Here is a 21,777-nt window from a genome sequence, read left to right as displayed (position 1 = left end):
ACGTCGCCCGAGGAAAAAACTGGATTGTGCTCAATGTGGAGTCGATTGCCTGCTCTTTCAAGGCAAACGTCCTACATCCCGTGAATCCTTTGACGACGGCAATCGACTAACGGTCGAAAAATAATCGGAAAAACTTAGCTGAAAAGCCGAAACGGCTGTCGCCATCGGTCGCCGATGGCCTCTATACTAGCTCCCCGTTTGTGCACCGCTCTAGTGCATTCGGCTGGAGCGCCACACGTCCCTCCACTCTCCATTCAGAGCCGCCGCAAAAATGAGCCTGTTCTCCGCTGTCGAAATGGCACCACGCGATCCAATCCTGGGCCTCAACGAAGCATTCAACGCCGATACCCGTACCAACAAGGTCAACCTGGGAGTCGGTGTTTACTGCAACGAGGAGGGGAAAATTCCACTCCTGCGCGCCGTTGTCGAAGCCGAGACGATTCGCGTCGCTCAACACGCTTCCCGTGGCTACTTGCCAATCGACGGTATCGCCGCCTACGACCAGGCTGTGCAGAAACTGCTGTTCGGCAATGACTCGCCACTGATCGCCGCTGGCCGCGTCATCACCACCCAGGCTGTGGGCGGTACCGGTGCGCTGAAAATCGGCGCCGACTTCCTCAAGCAACTGCTGCCGAACGCCGTCGTGGCAATCAGCGACCCGAGCTGGGAAAACCACCGCGCACTGTTCGAAACCGCTGGTTTCCCGGTGCAGAACTACCGCTACTACGACGCCGCGACCCACGACGTAAACCGCGTCGGCCTGCTCGAAGACCTGAACGCCCTGCCCGCAGGCTCGATCGTTGTGCTGCACGCCTGCTGCCACAACCCGACCGGCGTGGACCTGAGCCCGGCGGACTGGAACAACGTGCTGGAAGTGGTTAAAGCCAAAGGCCACGTGCCGTTCCTCGACATGGCGTATCAAGGCTTTGGCGACGGCATCGACGAAGACGCCGCCGCAGTGCGCCTGTTCGCTGAATCGGGCCTGACCTTCTTCGTATCGAGCTCGTTCTCCAAATCGTTCTCGCTGTACGGCGAGCGCGTTGGCGCCCTGTCGATCGTCAGCGAATCGAAAGAAGAAAGCGCGCGCGTGCTGTCGCAAGTCAAACGCGTGATCCGCACCAACTACTCCAACCCGCCAACCCACGGTGCAAGCATCGTCGCCGCTGTATTGAACAGCCCGGTATTGCGCGCCCAGTGGGAAGAAGAACTGGCTGAAATGCGCCTGCGGATTCGCGGCATGCGCATCCAGATGGTCGACACCCTGGCAAAAAACGCCCCGCAGCGTGACTTCAGCTTCGTCGGCCGTCAGCGTGGCATGTTCTCTTACTCCGGCCTGACGGTTGAGCAAGTCACCCGCCTGCGCACCGAGTTCGGCATCTACGCCCTGGACACCGGCCGCATCTGCGTGGCGGCGTTGAACCAGAGCAACATTGACGCAGTGACCAAGGCCATCGTTGCGGTGATCTGAGTCATCGAGCAGTAAAAAAAAACGGGAAGCCCTTGGGCTTCCCGTTTTGTTTGCTTCAGATAATTCCCAGCACAGCGAACGAGCGCTCTAGACTGCACGCAGATCAAATGTGGGAGCGAGCCTGCTCGCGAAGTCGTCGTGTCAGACAACATCAATGTTGAATGCAATGCCCCTTCGCGAGCAGGCTCGCTCCCACAAGTTTTGTGTACACCCGAGAATTCTGACGAGAACCCACATGAAAAACGATGACCTACGCGCCGACCGCGATGAGCTGGACGACTTCGTCCCTCGCACCCCGGCCAAACGCGGGAATAACCTGGTACTGCAAGTCGCTGCGGGTGTGTTTCTCGGCGGCCTGGCCTTGTGGCTGGTGCAACTGGCCGCCACAACGCTCTACGCCAAAATGATGCTTGGCACTTTTACGTTCGGCGGTTAAGCCAGTTCAGTAGCACGCTGGCTGGCGGCGTCGTCATAGGCGACATAGAGCGACTCGGCAATCTGACTCTTGATCGCCTTGGCACTCTCCAGGCCCAGAACAAACCCTTCAGCCTTGCCACCGGCACGGTTCAGATCCTCGGCCGTGCCGGCCTGCGTGATTGCGTCGAGCAGTTTTTCGGCGTGAGGGCCGACACCTTTGGGCAAGCTGATCTGAGCGATGCTCATGCGAACACCCCGTTGGTGTGAGGTGCAAGGATTGAATGGTTCATGGCGCGTACCTGTTTCGGCGAATGGCCGGTAGCGCGTGTGACCACTTCCGGGCAGCCATGGTAGACCTCTGGGACGATTCTGGTAACCGCCCACGGTCGATAAACCACCGTCTGTCCCGACGAATCGCTCAAGTTGCTATCAGGCGCTTGACTTCTCTTTTTGAATCAGTAACATAGGCGCCATTCCGCGATAGCTCAGTTGGTAGAGCAAGTGACTGTTAATCACTGGGTCCCTGGTTCGAGTCCAGGTCGTGGAGCCATCTAGATACACAAAAAAGGTCAGCGCTTAGCTGGCCTTTTTTTGTGCCTGTTTATTGAGTTATCCAACTCACCCCTGCTCTCCGCCCTTCCCCGCAATGCAATTAACAACCCCTCGCAGTCACGCTGAAAATTAGCAACCAGCACTAAATAAAACATTGGCTGACGCGGTTGCTTCCTTGCAAAAGGGTGGCCTACTGCTATCGTCCAAGACAGCAACAATTTGTATTAGTTCCAAAGCAATATGACCTGTCGCCAGCGATGGCCAAGCCGTTGAATTTGCAACGATTCAGCTGCAAGCACAGGGGCAGGCACTTCGCTATCGGTGACACATTTTGCCGCTCGAATGGAGCGATTTGAATAAGGACCAGCCCTTGTCTTCCTATGACTTTGACCGCAATTATTCCTCCGTTCGACCTGATTTCACCCCCTTGATTTGGCCCGTCCTGGCCATTGCCTCGGGCGGTGCTGTGTCGCTACTGGCCTTTGCCGGGATGGCAGCACCGCAAGTGACGGCCGCCCTGATTCTGCTCGCCTGCGGCGGCGGTGCCAGTGCCTGGATTGTCCGCATTCAGCGCAAGCTATTCGACCAGGCACTGAGCCACGCCCATGCCAGCAGCCTGAGCCAACATCAGGCCGCCAGTGCCGCGTCCGCAGCCAACGGTCTGGAGGCCGTGTGCCTGGAAGCGGTGCCGATCTGGACCAAGCAGATCGAGAACTCCCGCAGCCAGACCGAGCAGGCCATCGTCACGCTGAGCCAGCGCTTCTCAGGCATCTACAGCAAGCTGGAAGAAGCCGTGCAGACTTCGCAGCAAGCGGCTGAAGGCCTGGCCGGCGATGCCCAGAGCGGCGCGGTGGTGGTGCTCGCGCAGAGCGAAACGGAACTGACGCAGGTGGTCAATTCCCTCAAGGCCACGCAACTGAGCCGCGACGAGATGCTGGAACAAGTGCGCAGCCTCACCGACTACACCGGCGAACTGCTGAGCATGTCTAAAGAAGTTGCGGCGATTGCTGCGCAAACCAATCTCTTGGCGCTGAATGCCGCGATTGAAGCCGCTCGAGCAGGCGAAGCCGGCCGTGGTTTCGCCGTGGTGGCCGATGCAGTGCGTAGCTTGTCGAGTCTCTCCAGCGACACCGGGAAAAAGATGTCGGCCACCGTCGGCATCATCAACAGCGCCATCACCCGACTGGTCGAAGTCGCCGACAACACTTCGGCGAATGACCAGCACTCGGTCTCCGCCTCCGAAGCCAGCATTCAACATGTACTGGATCGTTTTCACAGCATTACCCAGCGCCTGTCGGGCTCTACCGAGTTGCTGCAGCAAGAGAGCGTCGGCATCCGTGACGAAATCAGCGAGGTCCTGATCGGCCTGCAGTTCCAGGATCGCGTCAGCCAGATCCTCTCCCATGTTCGCGACAACATGCAGGCCTTGCACCAGCACTTGCAGAACGGCCAGCGCAATCCGGATCAATTGGAACAGATCGATGCCCGTGCCTGGTTGGCGAGCATGGAGCTGACCTACGCCACCGATGAGCAGCGACAAATCCATCACGGACACAGTTCCAGCGCCGCCAAGGAACAGGAAATCACTTTCTTCTAGCAGGAGAGCAGCATGGCTAAAACCGTAATGGTCGTCGACGATTCCAGCAGCGTACGCCAGGTGGTCAGCATTGCCTTGAAAGGGGCTGGCTACGACGTGATCGAGGCCAGCGATGGCAAAGATGCGCTGACCAAGCTGAACGGACAGAAAATCCACCTGATGATCAGCGATGTGAACATGCCCAACATGGATGGCATCACGTTGGTCAAGGAGGTGAAGAAGCTGGCCAACTACAAGTTCACCCCGATCATCATGCTGACCACCGAATCCCAGGAAGCGAAGAAACAGGAAGGCCAGGCTGCCGGGGCCAGGGCCTGGGTGGTCAAGCCTTTCCAGCCGGCACAGATGCTGGCCGCCGTCGCCAAACTGATCCTGCCTTGATCGACCGAATCCGGAGGCGAGCATGAACATCCGCGTAGCCACACTGAATGGCCTGTGCCAGCTGCATATCGAAGGCGAGATGAACATCTATACCGCGGCCGAGTTCAAGGCACAGCTATTGCCCCACCTGGCCGGGCCTGGCGAGCTGGAAATCGACCTGTCCCAGGTCAGCGAGATGGACGGCGCCGGCATGCAGCAGCTGTTGCTGGCCAAACGCGAAGCCACGCGCGTCGGCACGACCTTGCGCCTGGCTGGGCACAGCCGCGCGGTGTTGGAAATCTTCGACCTGTGCAACCTCGCCGCTTTCTTTGGCGATCCTCTGGTTATTTCCTACTCGGCCGCTAGCTGACCTCAGCGCAAAAGGAATTCAGCGTGAGTATAAATCTCGATCAAGCCCTGCAAACCTTCATCGCCGAAGCCCGCGAACTGCTACAGGATATGGAAGAGTCGTTGCTGCGACTGGAGAGCGAACCGGGCGACAGCGACACCCTGGGCGCCATCTTTCGTGCCGCGCACACCATCAAGGGGTCGGCCGGGCTGTTCGGCCTGGAGCCGGTTGTTGGCTTCACTCATATTGTCGAAGACGTGCTCGATCGTGTGCGTGACGGCGCGGTCGGCATCAATAGCGAATTGGTCGCCCTGCTGTTGGAATGCGGCGACCACATGCTGGAGCTGGTCAACGTGGTTGCCGCCCAAGGTGGTCAACTGGATACCCCGGCACAGACTCGGGAAAGCGGCCTGCGCCAACGCCTGAACACCTACCAGGTCATCACGCTTTCGCTGGAGCCATCCGCCACTGCCGTTGCGCCGTTCAATACCGATTATCTGACCGAGGTTTGCGCGGATGACAGCGTGGCCTCCGACCTCTGGCACATCTCCCTGCGCTTCGGCCAGGAAGTGCTGCGCAACGGCATGGACCCGCTGTCGTTCCTGCGCTACCTCAACAGCCAGGGCGAGATCGTTCGCATCACCACCCTGGCCGATGGCATGCCGCAGGCCGATGCCATGGACGCCGAAGCCTGCTACCTGGGCTTCGAGATTGACTACCAGTCCACCGCGGACAAAGCAGCCATCGCCGAAGCCTTCGACTTCGTGCGCGACGATTGCCTGATCCACATCCTCCCGCCGCACAGCAAGATCGCCGAATACATCGAGCTGATTGATCGACTGCCAGAAGATGCGGCCCGTCTGGGAGAGCTGCTGGTCAGCAGCGGCGCCCTGACCCCGCAAGAACTGGAAAAGGCCCTGCACGAACAAAGCGCCCCTATCGAAGCAAACACCCCGGCTGCCCCCCTGGGCGAGATCCTCGTCGAGCAGCGTTCGGTGACGCCCGCACTGGTGCAGGCTGCCCTGAACAAGCAAAGCCAGATTCAGGAGAGCAAGAACAAAGAGAACCGCTACGTTCGCGTGGATGCGGACAAGCTGGACGAGCTGATCAACCTGGTCGGCGAGCTGGTGATCGCGGGAGCCGGCGCCAACCTGCTGGCTCAGCGCAGCCACAACGACGCCTTGCAGGAAGCCGGTTCCCGGGTCTCAGGCCTGGTCGAGGAAATCCGCGACAGCGCCCTGCGCCTGCGCATGGTGCCGATCGGCGACACCTTCAACCGCTTCCAGCGGGTGGTGCGCGATGTCAGCCTCGAATTGGGCAAGGATATCGATCTGCAGATCAGCGGCGCCGACACCGAGCTGGACAAGACCGTGGTGGAAAAGATCGGCGATCCCTTGATGCACTTACTGCGCAACGCCATGGATCACGGCATTGAATCGCCCGAGGTTCGCCAGGCAGCAGGCAAACCGCTGACAGGCACGCTGAGCCTCAACGCCTACCACGACTCCGGCAGCATCGTCATCGAAATCGTCGACGACGGCGCCGGACTCGACCGCGAGCGCATCCTCCACAAGGCCCGCGAGCGCGGCCTGCTCACCGCCACCGCCACACCGTCCGATCAGGACATCTACAACCTGATTTTCGAGCCGGGTTTCTCTACCGCGGCGACCGTCACCAACCTCTCCGGCCGTGGCGTCGGCATGGACGTGGTCAAGCGCAACATCACCGCCCTGCGCGGCAGTGTCGACCTCGACAGCCAGGCTGGCCGGGGCACCCGGGTGCGAATCCGCCTGCCACTGACCCTGGCGATCATCGATGGCTTTCTGGTTGGCGTCGGTCAGGCCACTTACGTGGTGCCTCTGGACATGGTGCAAGAGTGCCTGGAGTTGACCGACGAAGATCGCCAAGCCACCCGCGAGCGCAGCTATCTGAACTTGCGTGGCGAAGTGTTGCCGCTGGTGTACCTGCGTGAACAGTTCAACGCGGAGGGCAGCCCGGGCCGGCGCGAGAACGTAGTGGTGGTGCGTTGCGGCGAGCAGAAAGCCGGTTTGGTGGTGGACGAATTGCAAGGTGAATTTCAGACCGTGATCAAACCGCTGGGCAAGCTGTTCAGCGTCCTGCGCGGCATCGGCGGCTCGACCATTCTGGGCAGCGGTGAGGTGGCACTGATTCTCGATGTACCGAATTTGCTGCAACAGGTCACCCAACAACAGGCACACACCCACCTGCAACCGGCGTTGGCTGAAGCCTGACTACCGACTTGAAAAACACCGTTGATGAACGTGCAAAGCGCTGATTCAAGGGGAACTGACGCGTGTCGAACAAGGGGCGCATGACTGACCTGCTCAATAACATCTGAAGCGATGCAACAGGCCACAGAATAAAAAATTGAACTTCATTGGGAGTTGTCATGAATCAGGCTAATCAATCAATGGTCACCCGTTTTATGAATCGATTCAGCTATAACCAGGAAGAACGGCTTAAAGAGCAAGCGCTGTTATCGGATTTAAAAGGGCAAATTGACGCGATCAACAAGGCACAGGCCGTCATTGAGTTCTCGCTCGATGGCAGAATCTTGCACGCCAACGACAACTTCTTGAACACGCTGGGCTACACCCTGGCCGAGATCAAGGGCCAACACCACAGCATGTTTGCCGATCCGGCCTACAGCGCTTCACCTGAATATCGCCTGTTCTGGGACAAACTCGGGCGTGGTGAATTCGATGCCGGCGAGTACAAACGCATCGGCAAGGGTGGCAAGGAAATCTGGATACAAGCCTCCTACAACCCGATCATGGACACGGACGGCAAGCCCTTCAAAGTCGTCAAATACGCGACCGACATTACCCAGAGCAAGTTGCAGGCCGCCGACTTCGCGGGCCAACTTGGCGCCATTGGCAAGGCGCAAGCGGTGATCGAATTCTCGCTCGACGGCAAGATTCTGCACGCCAACGACAACTTCCTGAACACGCTGGGCTACACCCTCGCCGAGATCAAAGGGCAACATCACAGTATGTTTGCCGAACCCGCCTACCGCGCCTCTACTGAATATCGTCTGTTCTGGGAAAAGCTTGGGCGCGGTGAGTTCGATGCCGGCGAGTACAAACGCATCGGTAAAGGTGGCAGGGAAATCTGGATACAAGCCTCTTACAACCCGATCATGGACATGAACGGCAAGCCCTTCAAAGTCGTCAAGTATGCGACTGACATCACCCAGAGCAAGTTGCAAGCCGCCGATTTCGCCGGCCAACTCAGCGCCATCAGCAAGGCACAAGCGGTGATCGAGTTCTCGCTCGATGGCAAGATTTTGCACGCCAACGACAACTTCCTGAACACGCTCGGCTACACCCTGGCCGAGATCAAGGGCCAACATCACAGTATGTTTGCCGACCCGGTCTACCGCGCCTCTGCGGAATACCGCGTGTTCTGGGACAAGCTCGGGCGCGGTGAATTCGATGCCGGCGAATACAAACGCATCGGCAAAGGTGGCAAGGAAATCTGGATACAAGCCTCCTACAACCCGATCATGGACATGAACGGCCAGCCCTTCAAAGTCGTTAAATATGCCACCGACGTGACGGCGCAGGTCAATGCCAACAACATGCTGGTACAGGCGGTAGAGCAAGCCCAGCATGTCACTTCGGCGGCGAAGGATGGCGATCTGAGCCAACGCATCCCCCTGGAAGGCAAGAGCGGCCCGATTCAGGTGCTGTGCGCCGGCGTCAACTCGCTGATGGAAACCACCGGGGTCATTTTCTCTGACGTGGGACGACTGTTTGGTGCCATGTCGCAGGGCGACCTTGAACAACGTATCACCCGCGAATATTCGGGTGTCTTTGGCCAGGTCAAAGACGATGCGAATGCCAGCTGTGACGCACTCTCGAACGTCATCGAGGACGTCAGTCGTGTTTTCAGCGGGCTGGCCAATGGTGACCTTGGACAGCGCATCACGCGAGAATCGACCGGTATCTTTGCTCAGGTCAAAGACGACGCGAATTCCACGGCAGAGAAGCTGACCACGATTATCGAGGATGTCAGTGCCGCGGCTGACGCGTTGGTCACCGCCTCCGAACAGGTCAGCGCTACCGCCCAGTCCATGAGTCAGGCCACCAGCGAACAGGCGGCCAGCGTCGAGGAAACCAGCGCGTCGATCGAGCAGATGAGCGCGAGCATCAATCAGAACACCGAAAACGCCAAGGTCACCGACGGCATGGCCAGCAAGGCCTCCAAGGAAGCCACCGAGGGCGGTGATTCGGTACAACAGACGGTCGCCGCGATGAAACAGATCGCCCAGCGCATCGGCATCATCGACGACATTGCCTACCAGACCAACCTGTTGGCGCTTAACGCCGCCATCGAAGCGGCGCGGGCGGGCGAGCATGGCAAAGGCTTTGCCGTCGTCGCCGCCGAGGTACGCAAGCTCGCCGAACGCAGCCAGGTGGCAGCGCAGGAGATCGGTCAGTTGTCCTCCAGCAGCGTGGAAATGGCTGAGAAGGCCGGCAAACTGCTCAACGAAATGCTGCCCTCGATCAACAAGACCTCGGACCTGGTTCAGGAGATCAGCGCAGCGTCGGAAGAGCAATCTTCCGGGGTGGCACAGATCAACACGGCCATGAACCAGCTGAACCAGATCACCCAGCAAAATGCTTCCAGCAGTGAAGAACTGGCGGCCACCGCCGAGGAGATGAGCAGCCAGGCCGAGCAACTGCAACAGGCGATGAGCTTCTTCGCCCGCGAATCCGATGTCAGCGACAGCCCGCACAAGGCGGTCGCGCACAGGACGCAGGCGCCGGGCAAAAAACCGCCATTACCTCCCAAGCACCTGCCCCACCGGGCGGCCACTCACTACGCGCTCAGCAACGTCGCAGAAGCCGAATTCACTCGGTTTTAACGGGAGGTCAGCATGGGTGCACTGATGAATACAAATCGACCCGAGGCCATCCACCAGGAGGAAGCGCAGTACCTGACCTTCCTCCTGGGCGGCGAGATGTTTGCCATCGGCATTCTCGGGATCAAGGAGATCCTCGAGTACGGCAACATCACCAGCGTGCCGATGATGCCCGCCTTCGTCCGTGGGGTGATCAACCTGCGCGGTGCGGTGGTGCCGGTGGTGGACTTGTCGGCGCGGTTCGGCCGGCAAAAATCCGATGTTACCCGGCGTTCGTGCATCGTCATTATCGAGGCCGACTCGGACGCCGGCACTCAGGATGTGGGGCTGATGGTGGATGCGGTCTCGGCGGTACTGGAAATCCCCGCCGGTGAGATCGAACCGGCGCCCAGCTTCGGCGCGCGGATACGGTCCGACTTCATCAGCGGCATGGCCAAGGTGGCGGGCAAGTTCGTCGTCGTCCTCAACGCCGACCGCGTGTTGTCGGTCGACGAGATGGCGAAGTTGTCCGAGGTCGGCGCACTGGCGGACACCGCGTCGGGCTAGCGGCCCGGCCGGCTGATTATCGACCCTGGTCGAGACGCCTGGTGCGCCTCGAACAGGATCGACTTTGCATTGCAGTACAGCTCCCCTACCCGGCAAGGATGTTTGATCGTGAATGCAGAAACGCTCAAGGATAGCGAGTTCAAGCAGTTCCAGAGCTGGCTGTATCGTGCCGCCGGCATCAACCTGAGCCCCGCGAAAAAAGCACTGGTTGCCGGGCGCTTGTCCAAACGTTTGAAGCACCATCAACTGAACAGCTACGGCGACTATTTCCAGATGATCATGGGCCATGCCGCTACTGCGGAATTGCAGATTGCCCTGGACTTGCTCACCACCAACGAAACCTATTTTTTCCGCGAACCCAAGCATTTCGACTTCCTGCGCCAGCAGGTTTTACCCAAGGTCGCTCCGGGCAAAACCTTCCGTTTGTGGAGCGCCGCCAGCTCTTCCGGCGAGGAACCCTACAGCCTGGCCATGACCCTGGCCGATGGCCTGGGCAGTACCCCTTGGGAAATCATCGGTTCCGACATCAGCAGTCAGGTGCTGGCCAAAGCCCGCACAGGGCACTACCCGATCGAGCGCGCCAGCCACATTGCGCATCCCTTATTGGCCAAGCATTGCCTGAAGGGAACCGGCAGTCAGGAAGGCACGTTCCTCATCGAGCGAAGCCTGCGCAGCCGGGTGCATTTCATGCCGATCAATCTCAACGAAACACTGCCCGATATCGGCGAGTTCGAGGTGATCTTCCTGCGCAACGTGATGATCTATTTCGATCAGGAGACCAAGCGCAAGGTGGTCGCGCGCATGCTGCCACGGCTCAAACCCGGTGGCTATTTCATCGTCAGTCATTCGGAAAGCCTGAACGGCATTACCGATGCCCTGAAACTGATCTCACCCTCGATTTACCGCAAACCATGAGCAGCCCCCTCGGCAGCAATGAGATTTTCCTGCAGCCCGGCGAGTTCTATTTCGGCGGTGCGGCCACACGTATCCGCACCCTGTTGGGTTCCTGCGTCGCCATTACCCTGTGGCACCCGGCGCGCATGATCGGCGGCATGTGCCACTACATGCTGCCGAACCGGCAGAAGCCCGGCGGGCCACTCGACGGCAAATATGCCGACGAGGCCATGGCGCTGTTTCTGCTGGAGGTGGCCCGCCACCACACGCGGCCCGAGGATTACCAGGTCAAGCTGTTCGGCGGCGGTACGATGTTCCCCGGCTACAGCGAGGAAAACAGCGTCGCCCACAGCAATATCAACGCCGCACGCCAGTTGGTCACGCGCCATCATTTGCGCCTGAGCGCCGAGGATTTAGGACGCAACGGGCACCGCGACGTGATCTTCGACATCAGTAGCGGCCATGTCTGGGTCCGCCATCAAGACTTGAACAAGAGCGAAAAGCGCCTATGAAAAAAATCAGGGTTCTGCTGGTCGACGACTCTGCCGTGGTACGCCAGGTAGTGCTGGCGCTGCTGGAGCGCGAGCCGGATATCCAGGTGATTGGCGCCGCCTCCGACCCTCTCTTCGCCATGGACAAAATGGCCAAGGAGTGGCCCGACGTGATTGTGCTGGACGTGGAAATGCCGCGCATGGACGGCATCACCTTCCTGAAGAAAATCATGGCCGAGCGCCCCACTCCGGTGGTGATCTGCTCAACGCTCACGGAACGAGGCGCGGAAACCACGCTCCAGGCCCTTGCCGCCGGGGCTGTGGACATCATTACCAAGCCCAAGGTCGGCCTGAAAGGTTTCCTCGAACAATCCTCCGCCGAGCTGGTGGCGGCAGTCAGGGCCGCCGCGCAGGCCAACGTCAAGCAACTGGTCAGGAACGCCGCAGCGATTACGCCGGTGGGCGCCAAATTGAATGCCGACGCCATTCTGCCGCCTTCCAGCGGCCAGGCCATGGCGCAAACCACGGAGCGGATTGTCGCCATCGGCACTTCCACCGGTGGCACCCAGGCACTGGAATTAGTGCTGACAGCGCTGCCACGGGTTTCCCCGGGCATCGTCATCGTGCAGCACATGCCGGAAAAATTTACCGCCTCGTTTGCTGCGCGCTTGAACACGCTGTCGCAGATAGAAGTGCGCGAAGCGAAGAACAATGACCGGGTGATTCCCGGCCTGGCCTTGATCGCCCCCGGCGGCAAGCACATGCTGCTCAAGCGCAGCGGCGCCTACTACCATGTCGAGGTTGTCGATGGCCCACTGGTCAACCGTCATCGCCCTTCCGTGGACGTGCTGTTTCGTTCGGTGGCCAAGTTCGCCGGGAAAAACGCCACCGGCATCATCATGACCGGCATGGGTGATGACGGTGCCCGTGGCTTGAAGGAATTACATGAGACCGGCGCACGCACCTACGCTCAGGATGAAGCCAGTTGCGTGGTGTTTGGCATGCCCAAAGAGGCGATCAAATTGGGTGGAGTGGATCGGGTGATCGCTCTGGACGACATCCCCAGAGCGATCACCAATGGCAGGTAACGCGCGTTGTTGACAGGGAACTTACTGCTGCAGGATGAACGTGCTCAGCGTGTGCAAATCATCCGGGCTTAGCTGCGCGAAAGGCGGCATCGGAATGTCCCCCCATTTGCCGGCGCCGCCGTGTTGAATGCTCGACGTGACCTTGGCCAGTGCCTGCGGGTCGTTGGCGTACTTGGCCGCCACCTCGTGATAGGCCGGGCCTACGATCTTGTGATCGAGGGCGTGGCAGGACAGACAAGCGTTACCCTGTAGCAAACCCATTGCATCGACTTTGGCCACGGGCGCTGCCGGAGGCTGGCTTGCCGACGGGTTCGAGGCTGCCTGCACCTCGGCATCGTTCGCATGGGCACTGCCGTAAGTGACCGCCAGGTAAGCGCCGATAATGCTCACATCCTGATCGCTGATCGGCGCCCCGTACACGTGCTGCATCTTGCCCGCTTCACCCGTCCATTGCGCCAGGCTCATGCCGGGAGGCTGGAAGCTGATGTAATCGGCGGAATGGCAGGTGGAGCATTTCTGCTGGGCCAGTTGATAGCCAGGCAGCGCACTGGGTTTGAACACCGCCGTTTCAGGCGGCAGCGTGATCGAGAGCGGCGCTGCGCCAACCAGGCCAATCCAGCCAACCTGAGCCGCGCACAGCAAAGTGGTCATGCGTTTCATGAGTTTCATGCGGGCCCCTCAGGCGACAGTCACGTGGCTGGTTTCTACGACGTGGCGGCGGTAGCCGGCCGGGTTCCAGTCGGCTTGCAGCGGCTGCGTCTCGCCCGCACTGTTACTGGCTCGCACCATCAACTGCGTGGCGCCCTTGCTGGTAAAGGTGATCGGCAGCGTCCACTCCCGGAAGGAGAAGCGGCCAAGGTCCTGACCTAGCTTGGCTTCGCGCCAGCTCTTCCCGCCGTCGATGGAAATTTCCACCTTGTTCACGCCTGCGCCGCCGTCGAACGCGATGCCCTTGAGCACCACGCTTTTTTTCAGCGGCAATACATCGCCATGTTTAACGCTGGTGATGAAGCTGCGCACCGGCAGTTTGGAAATCGGCTTGGTTTGCGCCGCCGTGGTGCCGGGGGCGATGCAGAAACAATCGTTGTCCGGCACCCGGTAACCTTTGGCCATGAAAAAACCGTCGTAGGTGTGGTCGACGACTTCGATCTCGCTCAGGTGCTTGACCCAGTACGTACCGAAATACCCAGGCACCACCAGACGTATCGGGTACCCATTGAGGAATGGCAGATCTGTGCCGTTCATCGACCAGGCGATCATCGGCTCACCGTCCATGGCATGACTGATGTCCAGCGCCTTGATGAACTCCGGCGTGCTTGGCAACACGGGCTTATCGAGCCCACGGAAGGTCACTTGTTTGGCGTCGTCTTTCACCCCGGCCTTTTCCAGTACTACCTTGAGCGGAACGCCCACCCAGCGCGCATTGCCCATTGAACCGTTGCCCAATTGCGCGCCGAACACGCGCGGCATCGAGAAGCCGCGGCTGTTACCCGAACATTGATTGACGGCCACCACTTCAACCGGCTCGGCGAGGGCTTTCAACTCCGACAGGGAGAGGGACAGCGGCGTGTTGACCGAGCCCTTGATCGTCAGACGGTAGGTGTCCGGATCGATGCTGGTAGGGAAATTGGCCAAGTGATAACGCACGAAAAAGGCGTCATTGGGTGTGATTGGCCCTTCATTGAAAACAGGGAACGGCGTCTCAAGGTGCGGCGGGCGGGTGGTCACCAGGGTCAACGGGCGCTTTTGCGGGTATTGCACCAACGGTCTTGGGCCGGCAGCAAAGGTGACTTCTTCGGCGGTTTCGTCGGCGACCTTGGTTTTGTCGGCTGCCTTGGCAAGGCTTGCCAACGGAGATGCCGCAAAAGCCAGGACGAAGGCATCGCGTAGAACACGCCGGCGGCTCGGCTTGCTGTTGTCTATAAAACTGAACTTCATTCTGCGCTCTCTATAATTGTTTTACTGAGATGCAACTGACCGCTCTCCCCCACCAGGCTTGATGTGAAAACGGGGTTTCGCAGGGAAACCAGTATCGTCACGAGCACGCCGACTGCTTTTCATTTGACGTCAGTGACTTCACATTTGACGACAAGTCCTCTCGGCCCGCACCGTCGCCAGAGCGTAGTCCAGGCAATAAAAAAAGCGTCCCGAAGGACGCCTTTTTCATATTTCCATGCCTTGAGTGTTGTCAGACATGCTCACTGCTTTTCGCCTGCGTTGCACGCGGTTCGCCATGTCCATGGTCCGCCTCCACCACCGGGATTTCTTTCCCGTCGCAATCATGCAGCTTGCCTTCGCTGAAGTAATCCCCTTCACGCAATGCTGCCAGATCCTGGTAACGCAGCACGCGTTCAGTACCGGCCGCGAACACCGACTGCTGATCCGAGTTACCGGCCGTGAGGTGGTTGAAGGTCAGGTTCAGCACAATGGCCATGATCGCTGACGAGCTGATGCCCGAGTGGAAAATGGTCGCGAACCAGCTTGGGAAGTGATCGTAGAAGTTCGGTGCAGCAATCGGGATCATGCCGAAACCGATGGAGGTGGCGACGATGATCAGGTTGACGTTGTTGCGGTAATCAACCTTGGACAGGGTACGAATACCGCTGGCCGCCACGGTGCCGAACAGCACAATACCGGCGCCGCCGAGGACCGACGTCGGCACTGCAGCGATGACCCGGCCCATGAAGGGCAGCAAGCCGAGGATCACCAAAAACAAACCGCCCGTGGCAACCACGAAGCGGCTCTTGATCCCGGTCACCGCCACCAGCCCGACGTTCTGGGCGAAAGCGCTTTGGGTGAACGAACCGAAGATCGGCGCGATCATGCTCGACAGCATGTCGGCGCGCAGGCCGTTGCCCAGGCGCTTGGAGTCGACTTTGGTGCCGATGATTTCACCGACGGCGAGGATGTCCGCCGAGGTTTCCACCAACGTCACCATGACCACGATGCACATCGACAGGATGGCGGCGAAGTGGAAGGTCGGCATGCCGAAATGGAACGGCGTCGGGAAGCCGAACATCGGGCCCTGAGTGACAGACGAGAAGTCCGCCATGCCGAGGAACACCGCGATGACTGTGCCGATGACCATCGCCAACAGAATCGACAACCGGGAGATGGTCGCGCTGCCGATCTTGCTCAGCAGCAGGACCAGCACCAGCGTCACCGCCGCCAGACCGATGTTCGCCATGCTGCCGAAGTCCGGCGCATGGCTGTTGCCGCCCATGGCCCAGCGTGCCGCCACCGGCATCAACGTCAGGCCGATGGTGGTGATCACAATGCCCGTGACCAGCGGCGGGAAAAACTTGGTGATGCGCGAGAACACCGGCGTGATCAACAAGCCAATCAACGACGCGGCAATCACCGCACCGAGAATCGACTGAAACCCGCCCTCCCCGCCACTGCTGACAATCGCCACCATGGTCGCGACGCCAGAGAACGACACGCCCTGTACCAGCGGCAACTGACAACCGAAAAACGGTAAACCAAGGGTCTGCAGTAACGTCGCCAGCCCCCCTGCAAACAATGAAGCAGCAATCAACAATCCGATGTCCGCCGGCGAGAGCCCGGCCGCCTGACCAATGATCAAAGGCACCGCAACGATGCCGCCGTACATGGTCAGAACATGTTGCAGGCCGTAAGCCATATTCGCGCCGATCCCAAGGTTTTCATCCTCGGGCCGTTGGTGTGAAACATGGGGCGTTTTCATAGTTAGGGGGTTCCCTGGTTTTTGTTATGCGCACACTGTATGCAATACTCAGGACAAATGTCTATAGAGTTGTATACAACCCATCGGTCAGATTATGGACAGGTGTCCATTCAGGCGTTATCTGTGCGGCTTGCTGGCTCCTCAAAATTTTTGAAATACATCGTTATCACCGGTTTACCCATTCCCCACTAGGCTTCTGCATTCCAAGCGACCGCCGGCACGGACGCCCCTCGCTTATACATATAAAGTATGCATAATGAAGTCATTCGAAATTCAGTTTCACAAGGCAAAAAACGCAGCCAACAAATTAAAGCACCAAGGCATCAGCCTTTCAGAAACGGAGCCGGTTTTCTATGACGAGCGAGCGCTTGCGTTTCAAGACCTCCACCATGATGAAGAAAGGTGGGTCATCATGGGAATGGATGCCAAAGGTCGCCTGTTGGTCGTTGCGTATACCTATCGAGATCCGAATTTCGTCCGAATCATTTCCGCGCGCATCGCTACCAAAAACGAGTGTCGCCGGTACATGGAGGATTGACCGATGAAAGATGAATACGACTTCAGCAATGCCAAGCGTGGTGCCATAGCCACCAGCAAAGGCAAAACCCGAATCACCATCATGCTGGATGATGCCGTCATAGAGGCGGCTCGCTCCCTCGCCGAGAGCGAGGGTTTTGGCTATCAGACGGTGATCAACAACACCTTGCGTCAGGCGTTGCTCAATCACCGGGAAACACCCGTCGAGCTCGATCAGCGCACGGCTGTGGGGAATGCCCGGCATTTCAAGGAAGGGATAACCCCTGGCGAGCTGAAGAACCTCGAGAAAAAACTGACCGAGGTCCTCAGTGAAATTCATCGGGTGATGGCGCCTTGAACGCGCCGCTGTGAAGCCTCAAAAAACACTGGCTCAGCTTGGGCGAACCAATTGCTCAAGCCGCCGTTTCAACTGTGCATTTTCCGGCACCCGAATCCCGAACTCGTCCTGCAGTACCCCGACCAGCTCGTCCACATCCACCACCTGCCGCCGTTCGCTTTCGCGACCGACCCGGTGTATCGCAAAGCTGCCGTTGTTCAGCGTACGGCGCCAGCCGTCTCCGGTCCGGGCAACCATCAGCTGCCGCGCAAATGACGATTCGGGATGGGTCGAGACGTACCAGTTACCGACGGTGTAGTCGATGTCTTCCTGACGCTGCAGGTCAAAAATGTACATCGGGCGCCACTCGCCACTGACGTTGGCCCGCAAGGTGTAGCCATCTTCATGGTGTTCTATGCGATACGGTTCATGCAGTGTGAGTTGTTCAGCGTCGGTATCGAGTATCAGGGGTGCGGTGGGGACCATGCCGCCGAAGCCCACATCGGTGATGTAGCGCACGCCGTCCAGCGTAACCAGGCTCAAGCGGTGCGTACGCGCAGTCCACGCGCCTTCGGGTTGGCCCATCACGACACGGCCGCTGATGCCGCGAGCATCGAAGCCCAGTTCCTGGAGCAACGCCAGGAACAGGTTGTTGAGTTCATAGCAGTAGCCACCGCGACCGTCGAACAGGACTTTCTGCTCGATGGATGGCAGGTCTATCAGCACCGGCTCACCCGACAACGTGGTGAGGTTTTCGAACGCGAAGACACCGGTATGGCGCAGTTGCAGCTGACGCAGGGTTGCCAGGGTCGGCGCCGGGGGTGCATCGAAGCCCAGACGCTGTAGATACAACGCAAGGTGGGTCAGGCGTGGCTCGCTCATTGCTCAGTCCTTATGCATGGGCCGCGGATCTCTCCGCCGATGGCCGACAGGTATAAGGGATAAGGTGCTTCAACTGACAATTGATTTAGCCAATCAACCCACTGGCCAATATCAATGTCGCTTACGCGAACTCACACGAATCCACGTCGGCGCGTGATCGCTGGCATGCGGCTCATTGCGCACCCAGGCATCGACCCCCGCCTCTTGCAGATAAGGACTCAGCGCCGGGTTCAGCAACAGGTGATCGATGCGCAGCCCGGAATTGCTCTGCCAGTGTTGGCGGAAATAATCCCAGAAGGTGTAAAGCCGATCCTCGGGATACAAATGACGCAGGGAGTCAGTCCAGCCCTGATCCAGCAAGCGTTGATAACACGCGCGACTTTGCGGTTGCAGCAACGCATCCTTGAGCCAGGAGCGCGTGTTGTAGATGTCCAGATCGGTGGGCACCACGTTGTAGTCTCCCGCCAGCACCACAGGGTGCTCGCTGCTCTGCAGATCCTTGGCATAGGCGATCAGCCGTTCGAACCACGCCAGTTTGTAATCGAACTTCGGCCCCGGCTGCGGGTTGCCATTGGGCAGATACAGGCACCCCACCAGCACGCCGTGCACCGCCGCTTCCAGATAGCGACTGTGGGTGTCCGTGTCGTCACCCGGCAAACCGCGCCGGCTCTCCAGCGGTTGCGCATCTCGCGCCAGAATCGCCACACCGTTCCACGACGACTGGCCCTGCCAGATTGCACCGTAACCGGCCGCTTCAAGTTCGGCAGCCGGAAATGCCGAGTCGACCGACTTGAGCTCCTGCAAACACGCGATGTCCGGTTTTTCCCGTTCCAGCCACGCCAACAAGTTGGGCAGGCGTGCGCGCAGGCCGTTGACGTTGAAAGTGGCGATTTTCAGGTTTTTCATGGTCCGAGGCTCGCAACGGATTGGCGGTATCCGGTTGTGACCCGATTGCGTGGCGACAGTTGCCGTGATCAGCACAGCAGGCGATTAAAGGTGTCAGTGCCGCACTTGCCAATCGACGACGGCTCCCTTGTAATGGCGCGCGCCCCCGCGTTTTTTTTTCCCGAGAAGGCCTTGAACATGGACACCCTGGACGGTCAACGAATCAGCCTGCGGCCCCTGCAATTCAGTGATGCCGCCGCGCTGCTCGATGCCGCGCAGGACGGTGAGCTGTGGAACCTGACGGTCACTGTCGTGCCCTCCCCGACGACCGTCGACAGTTACCTGAAAAAAGCCCTGGATGGCCGCGATGCCGGCACGGTCCTGCCGTTCGTCATCGTGCTCAACGACAGCGGCGAGGTAATCGGTTCAACACGCTTCTGGAAAATCGACCGACTCAACCGCAAGCTGGAAATCGGCAGCAGCTGGATCAGCGCGAGCTGGCAGAAAACCTTCGTCAACACCGAAGCCAAGTACCTGATGCTGCGCCATGCCTTCGAGGTGCTGGACTGTGTGCGGGTGCAATTCACCACCGACGAGAACAACCAGGCATCCCGTCAGGCAATTTTACGGCTGGGTGCGCAACAGGAAGGCATCGTGCGCCACGAACGGATCATGCCCGACGGCCGCAAGCGCAACTCGGTGCGGTTCAGCATTATTGATGACGAATGGCCGGCGGTGCGGAGTAATCTCGAGCAGAAACTGGCCGGATACAGCCCTCGCTAACACCTCAAAACTCTGTAGGAGTGAGCCTGCTTGCGATGGCGTCAGGTCTGTTGAAGCTGAGTTGGCTGGCTCCCTCACACCTTGAGCCGGGGTGACCACTCGTCATCCAACTGGCACCAACCACCCCGTCCTTCGCACCAATATCAGGTAACGACTCATCTTTTGGAGACGGACCATGATGACCAAAAAATTCACGTCGCTGATACTCGCAGGCTTGTTATGCACCGCCTCGGCAGCCACGTTTGCAGCGTCCAACGACGGTACCGGTTCGACCGGCTCTCAGTCCGGGACCAACAGCGGCTCGGGCATGTCTACCGACCACACCCCCGGCACGCCTCCAGCCGGGAGTAACACGGATTCGGGTGGCGGCTCTGGAACCGGGACAAACGGCGGCGCCAGTGGTTCGGGTTCGGGCGCAGGCGGTGGCACCGGGGCGGCGGGTGGCGGAACCGGAGGTGCGGGGGGTGGAACAGGCAGCTGAACGAATAAAAGCAGGCCATGAAGTGGCCTGCTTTCGTTACCCGCCCATTACGTGCGCTTGACTGCTGGCGGGTTCCACTTGCCGTTCAGCGCTTCGGGTTTCGGGCCATACAAGCGCATGGTCAGGTTGAACTCGCCTTTGGGAGCGGGCAGCCAATTGGCCTCCAGGTCCTTGCCGGGGCTTTCGTTCTGGAAGTAGATATCCAGAGAGCCATCGGCATTGGTCTTGAACGGCATCCAGCTACTGACCGCAAAACGGTTGAGTGAATTGCCCACCTGAAACCCTTCCGGATCGTACAAGGTGATCGACCAGAAAGCGTTCACCGGCGGCGCTTCGCCTTTATCGAAATGCAGCACGTACTTGTTGGCCCCGTCGAGCGGCTTGCCCTGGTCATCGCCCATGTTCAGAGGATAAATCGCATCCTCGGGCAAGTTAGCCCCCAGCCCGACCTGGGCCACGATTGCGCGTTTAAGGTAGTAGTTGCCATAGACGCCCATGGTGTCGGTGTTCATCGACCAGCCATTGACCACGCGAGCGAGGGTTGCCACCTTCCACTTCATCAGCGTCTGCGCTTCATCAGGCACGGTCTGCAGTGCGGCTTTCACGGCCGGGTCCAGCGCCTCAACATTGAACGATTTGCCTACTTCAATACCAATGCGCTGCATCTGCGCCAGGATCGGCTGGTCGGTGAGGTGTGGCGGATGCACTTTGAGCAGCTCGGCAGCGTAGGCAAAGTAATTGGCTGCCGACATCGTATCGACCAGAATCTTCGGCGGCGTTTTCATGTCCACCGTCGGGTCGATTTTCACGGTAACCGGTTCGGCTTTTTTACCCAGCTGCGACAACGGCGTCACCGTGTAGCCCGCCTGAATGCTGTGCACGGCTGCGTAGTCAGCTTCGCCATCGGTCTTGGTACGACCGATGATCCAGACGAAAGGCGTCGGCGCCGGCAAATGGTTCAATCCGGCCGGGACTGTTCCGGTCCAGCCCGGCGGGGTGACCAGAAACTGACTGGCCTGCGTACCGGTCGTGCGCCAACCGGGCGAGGCAAATACGTCGCTCCACATGTCGAGCATCGGCAACAGATAAAAACGCCCCGCGGTGTCCGGTGCGGAAATCACCAATGGTTCCTTGGTCAAGTCGAGCCAGGCGATGGAATACAACGTGTCGAAGTTCGCGCGCACGACCCCTTTGAAATTTGCCGGCGGGTACTGCGGCACGCTCACAAACGTGTTCATCGGGCCTTTACCAAACTCCTTGCCGGGTTCGATATTGGTGAACTGTTTGCGGGTGATGTCCATGGTCAGCAGCGGATAAAAATACAGGTAGGCGTCGACGCCAATGGCGTGTGCCTCTTCGGGCGTGACTTTCGATTGAGCCTGGCTGGCCAGTGGAAAAACGGCGGCAGCGGCGAGGGTTAGAGCAACGGCTGTCAATGCTTGAGTGATCAACATTTAGGCGATCGTCCGTGCGTTGGGGAGCGCTGCCGGGCTCGGCAGGGCTAACGGAACTCTAGACGATCGATTCAGCCAGAACT

The 21,777-nt window shown here is 59.3% G+C and carries 20 protein-coding genes, 1 tRNA gene and 3 pseudogenes; 17 read left to right on the top strand and 7 right to left on the bottom strand.

What is annotated here, in order from left to right; translation table 11 throughout:
- Positions 1 to 271: 271 nt before the first annotated feature.
- Positions 272 to 1,468, top strand: coding sequence for an amino acid aminotransferase (locus tag AC07N8_RS04340; protein ID WP_483840164.1), 1,197 nt, complete (start codon positions 272 to 274; stop codon positions 1,466 to 1,468).
- Positions 1,469 to 1,703: 235 nt separating this feature from the next.
- Complete coding sequence (locus tag AC07N8_RS04335) at positions 1,704 to 1,904, top strand: hypothetical protein (RefSeq protein WP_483840165.1); 201 nt, start codon at positions 1,704 to 1,706, stop codon at positions 1,902 to 1,904.
- On the opposite strand, the gene AC07N8_RS04330 is transcribed toward AC07N8_RS04335, so the two are convergent.
- Positions 1,901 to 2,131, bottom strand: coding sequence for a hypothetical protein (locus AC07N8_RS04330; RefSeq protein ID WP_310260255.1), 231 nt, complete (start codon positions 2,129 to 2,131; stop codon positions 1,901 to 1,903). The two genes, AC07N8_RS04335 and AC07N8_RS04330, sit on opposite strands and share 4 nt — an antisense overlap.
- A 228-nt stretch (positions 2,132 to 2,359) precedes the next feature.
- Between AC07N8_RS04330 and AC07N8_RS04325 the strand changes: the two genes are divergently transcribed.
- From AC07N8_RS04325 to AC07N8_RS04275, 11 genes and pseudogenes are all read left to right on the top strand, one after another.
- Positions 2,360 to 2,435, top strand: a tRNA-Asn gene (locus AC07N8_RS04325).
- Between the two features lie 492 nt (positions 2,436 to 2,927).
- Positions 2,928 to 4,034: a methyl-accepting chemotaxis protein gene (locus AC07N8_RS04320; protein ID WP_495065923.1), complete on the top strand. Its 1,107-nt coding sequence runs from the start codon at positions 2,928 to 2,930 to the stop codon at positions 4,032 to 4,034.
- A gap of 12 nt (positions 4,035 to 4,046) precedes the next feature.
- Positions 4,047 to 4,415 (top strand): response regulator, encoded by a 369-nt coding sequence (locus tag AC07N8_RS04315; RefSeq protein WP_027921610.1) that lies wholly within the window; start codon positions 4,047 to 4,049, stop codon positions 4,413 to 4,415.
- A gap of 22 nt (positions 4,416 to 4,437) precedes the next feature.
- Entirely contained in the window at positions 4,438 to 4,764 is a 327-nt protein-coding gene (locus AC07N8_RS04310) for an STAS domain-containing protein (RefSeq protein ID WP_493142049.1), read from the top strand.
- A 23-nt stretch (positions 4,765 to 4,787) separates the two neighbouring features.
- Positions 4,788 to 6,995 carry a chemotaxis protein CheA gene (locus AC07N8_RS04305; protein ID WP_493142051.1) on the top strand — a complete coding sequence of 736 codons (2,208 nt, stop codon included), beginning with the start codon at positions 4,788 to 4,790 and terminating at the stop codon, positions 6,993 to 6,995.
- 158 nt (positions 6,996 to 7,153) lie between these two features.
- Positions 7,154 to 8,614, top strand: a pseudogene (locus tag AC07N8_RS04300) (PAS domain S-box protein); the annotation flags it as partial.
- Between the two features lie 138 nt (positions 8,615 to 8,752).
- Positions 8,753 to 9,634, top strand: a pseudogene (locus tag AC07N8_RS04295) (methyl-accepting chemotaxis protein); the annotation flags it as partial.
- 12 nt (positions 9,635 to 9,646) lie between these two features.
- On the top strand, positions 9,647 to 10,177 hold the full coding sequence (locus AC07N8_RS04290; protein ID WP_493142053.1) for a chemotaxis protein CheW: 531 nt from the start codon (positions 9,647 to 9,649) through the stop codon (positions 10,175 to 10,177).
- 105 nt (positions 10,178 to 10,282) lie between these two features.
- Positions 10,283 to 11,092 (top strand): CheR family methyltransferase, encoded by an 810-nt coding sequence (locus AC07N8_RS04285; RefSeq protein ID WP_493142261.1) that lies wholly within the window; start codon positions 10,283 to 10,285, stop codon positions 11,090 to 11,092.
- Positions 11,089 to 11,608, top strand: a pseudogene (locus tag AC07N8_RS04280) (chemotaxis protein CheD); the annotation flags it as partial. The gene AC07N8_RS04285 and the pseudogene AC07N8_RS04280, both read left to right, overlap by 4 nt.
- A complete protein-coding gene (locus tag AC07N8_RS04275; protein WP_483840170.1) occupies positions 11,580 to 12,650 on the top strand; it encodes a protein-glutamate methylesterase/protein-glutamine glutaminase in 1,071 nt (356 codons plus the stop codon). The pseudogene AC07N8_RS04280 and the gene AC07N8_RS04275, both read left to right, overlap by 29 nt.
- A gap of 21 nt (positions 12,651 to 12,671) precedes the next feature.
- Here the strand turns inward: AC07N8_RS04275 and sorB are convergent, their stop codons facing one another.
- From sorB to AC07N8_RS04260, 3 genes are all read right to left on the bottom strand, one after another.
- Positions 12,672 to 13,319 carry a SorB family sulfite dehydrogenase c-type cytochrome subunit gene (gene sorB, locus AC07N8_RS04270; RefSeq protein WP_483840171.1) on the bottom strand — a complete coding sequence of 216 codons (648 nt, stop codon included), beginning with the start codon at positions 13,317 to 13,319 and terminating at the stop codon, positions 12,672 to 12,674.
- Positions 13,320 to 13,328: 9 nt separating this feature from the next.
- Positions 13,329 to 14,588 (bottom strand): SorA family sulfite dehydrogenase catalytic subunit, encoded by a 1,260-nt coding sequence (gene sorA / locus AC07N8_RS04265; RefSeq protein WP_493142055.1) that lies wholly within the window; start codon positions 14,586 to 14,588, stop codon positions 13,329 to 13,331.
- A gap of 250 nt (positions 14,589 to 14,838) precedes the next feature.
- Entirely contained in the window at positions 14,839 to 16,356 is a 1,518-nt protein-coding gene (locus AC07N8_RS04260; protein WP_493142057.1) for a nucleobase:cation symporter-2 family protein, read from the bottom strand.
- Positions 16,357 to 16,612: 256 nt separating this feature from the next.
- Between AC07N8_RS04260 and AC07N8_RS04255 the strand changes: the two genes are divergently transcribed.
- Together AC07N8_RS04255 and AC07N8_RS04250 are read left to right on the top strand one after the other, a co-directional pair.
- Entirely contained in the window at positions 16,613 to 16,894 is a 282-nt protein-coding gene (locus AC07N8_RS04255; RefSeq protein WP_483840174.1) for a BrnT family toxin, read from the top strand.
- A gap of 3 nt (positions 16,895 to 16,897) precedes the next feature.
- The gene (locus tag AC07N8_RS04250; protein ID WP_483840175.1) at positions 16,898 to 17,230 is read left to right on the top strand and encodes a BrnA antitoxin family protein; all 333 of its coding nucleotides are present in this window, start codon (positions 16,898 to 16,900) and stop codon (positions 17,228 to 17,230) included.
- A 33-nt stretch (positions 17,231 to 17,263) separates the two neighbouring features.
- On the opposite strand, the gene AC07N8_RS04245 is transcribed toward AC07N8_RS04250, so the two are convergent.
- Together AC07N8_RS04245 and AC07N8_RS04240 are read right to left on the bottom strand one after the other, a co-directional pair.
- Entirely contained in the window at positions 17,264 to 18,091 is an 828-nt protein-coding gene (locus AC07N8_RS04245) for an arylamine N-acetyltransferase family protein (RefSeq protein ID WP_483840176.1), read from the bottom strand.
- 111 nt (positions 18,092 to 18,202) lie between these two features.
- Complete coding sequence (locus AC07N8_RS04240) at positions 18,203 to 18,997, bottom strand: exodeoxyribonuclease III (protein WP_483840177.1); 795 nt, start codon at positions 18,995 to 18,997, stop codon at positions 18,203 to 18,205.
- 177 nt (positions 18,998 to 19,174) lie between these two features.
- Between AC07N8_RS04240 and AC07N8_RS04235 the strand changes: the two genes are divergently transcribed.
- Positions 19,175 to 19,759, top strand: a complete 585-nt coding sequence (locus AC07N8_RS04235) for a GNAT family N-acetyltransferase (protein WP_483840320.1) — start codon at positions 19,175 to 19,177, stop codon at positions 19,757 to 19,759.
- Between the two features lie 175 nt (positions 19,760 to 19,934).
- Positions 19,935 to 20,240: a hypothetical protein gene (locus AC07N8_RS04230; RefSeq protein WP_483840178.1), complete on the top strand. Its 306-nt coding sequence runs from the start codon at positions 19,935 to 19,937 to the stop codon at positions 20,238 to 20,240.
- Between the two features lie 47 nt (positions 20,241 to 20,287).
- Here AC07N8_RS04230 and AC07N8_RS04225 read toward each other — a convergent pair whose 3' ends face one another.
- A complete protein-coding gene (locus AC07N8_RS04225) occupies positions 20,288 to 21,694 on the bottom strand; it encodes a DUF1254 domain-containing protein (protein WP_493142061.1) in 1,407 nt (468 codons plus the stop codon).
- Between the last annotated feature and the right edge of the window lie 83 nt (positions 21,695 to 21,777).

It is taken from the genome of Pseudomonas sp. GW821-FHT10C09 (genome assembly GCF_059415465.1).
This window is presented reverse-complemented; position numbering and strand designations above follow the sequence as displayed.

Coding starts and splice junctions, on each gene's coding strand:
- AC07N8_RS04340 (WP_483840164.1), top strand. CDS start 272: ATGAGCCTGTTCTCCGCTGTCGAAATGGCACCACGCGATCCAATCCTG.
- AC07N8_RS04335 (WP_483840165.1), top strand. CDS start 1,704: ATGAAAAACGATGACCTACGCGCCGACCGCGATGAGCTGGACGACTTC.
- AC07N8_RS04330 (WP_310260255.1), bottom strand. CDS start 2,131: ATGAGCATCGCTCAGATCAGCTTGCCCAAAGGTGTCGGCCCTCACGCC.
- AC07N8_RS04320 (WP_495065923.1), top strand. CDS start 2,928: ATGGCAGCACCGCAAGTGACGGCCGCCCTGATTCTGCTCGCCTGCGGC.
- AC07N8_RS04315 (WP_027921610.1), top strand. CDS start 4,047: ATGGCTAAAACCGTAATGGTCGTCGACGATTCCAGCAGCGTACGCCAG.
- AC07N8_RS04310 (WP_493142049.1), top strand. CDS start 4,438: ATGAACATCCGCGTAGCCACACTGAATGGCCTGTGCCAGCTGCATATC.
- AC07N8_RS04290 (WP_493142053.1), top strand. CDS start 9,647: ATGGGTGCACTGATGAATACAAATCGACCCGAGGCCATCCACCAGGAG.
- AC07N8_RS04275 (WP_483840170.1), top strand. CDS start 11,580: ATGAAAAAAATCAGGGTTCTGCTGGTCGACGACTCTGCCGTGGTACGC.
- sorB (WP_483840171.1), bottom strand. CDS start 13,319: ATGAAACTCATGAAACGCATGACCACTTTGCTGTGCGCGGCTCAGGTT.
- sorA (WP_493142055.1), bottom strand. CDS start 14,588: ATGAAGTTCAGTTTTATAGACAACAGCAAGCCGAGCCGCCGGCGTGTT.
- AC07N8_RS04260 (WP_493142057.1), bottom strand. CDS start 16,356: ATGAAAACGCCCCATGTTTCACACCAACGGCCCGAGGATGAAAACCTT.
- AC07N8_RS04255 (WP_483840174.1), top strand. CDS start 16,613: ATGAAGTCATTCGAAATTCAGTTTCACAAGGCAAAAAACGCAGCCAAC.
- AC07N8_RS04250 (WP_483840175.1), top strand. CDS start 16,898: ATGAAAGATGAATACGACTTCAGCAATGCCAAGCGTGGTGCCATAGCC.
- AC07N8_RS04245 (WP_483840176.1), bottom strand. CDS start 18,091: ATGAGCGAGCCACGCCTGACCCACCTTGCGTTGTATCTACAGCGTCTG.
- AC07N8_RS04240 (WP_483840177.1), bottom strand. CDS start 18,997: ATGAAAAACCTGAAAATCGCCACTTTCAACGTCAACGGCCTGCGCGCA.
- AC07N8_RS04235 (WP_483840320.1), top strand. CDS start 19,175: ATGGACACCCTGGACGGTCAACGAATCAGCCTGCGGCCCCTGCAATTC.
- AC07N8_RS04230 (WP_483840178.1), top strand. CDS start 19,935: ATGATGACCAAAAAATTCACGTCGCTGATACTCGCAGGCTTGTTATGC.
- AC07N8_RS04225 (WP_493142061.1), bottom strand. CDS start 21,694: ATGTTGATCACTCAAGCATTGACAGCCGTTGCTCTAACCCTCGCCGCT.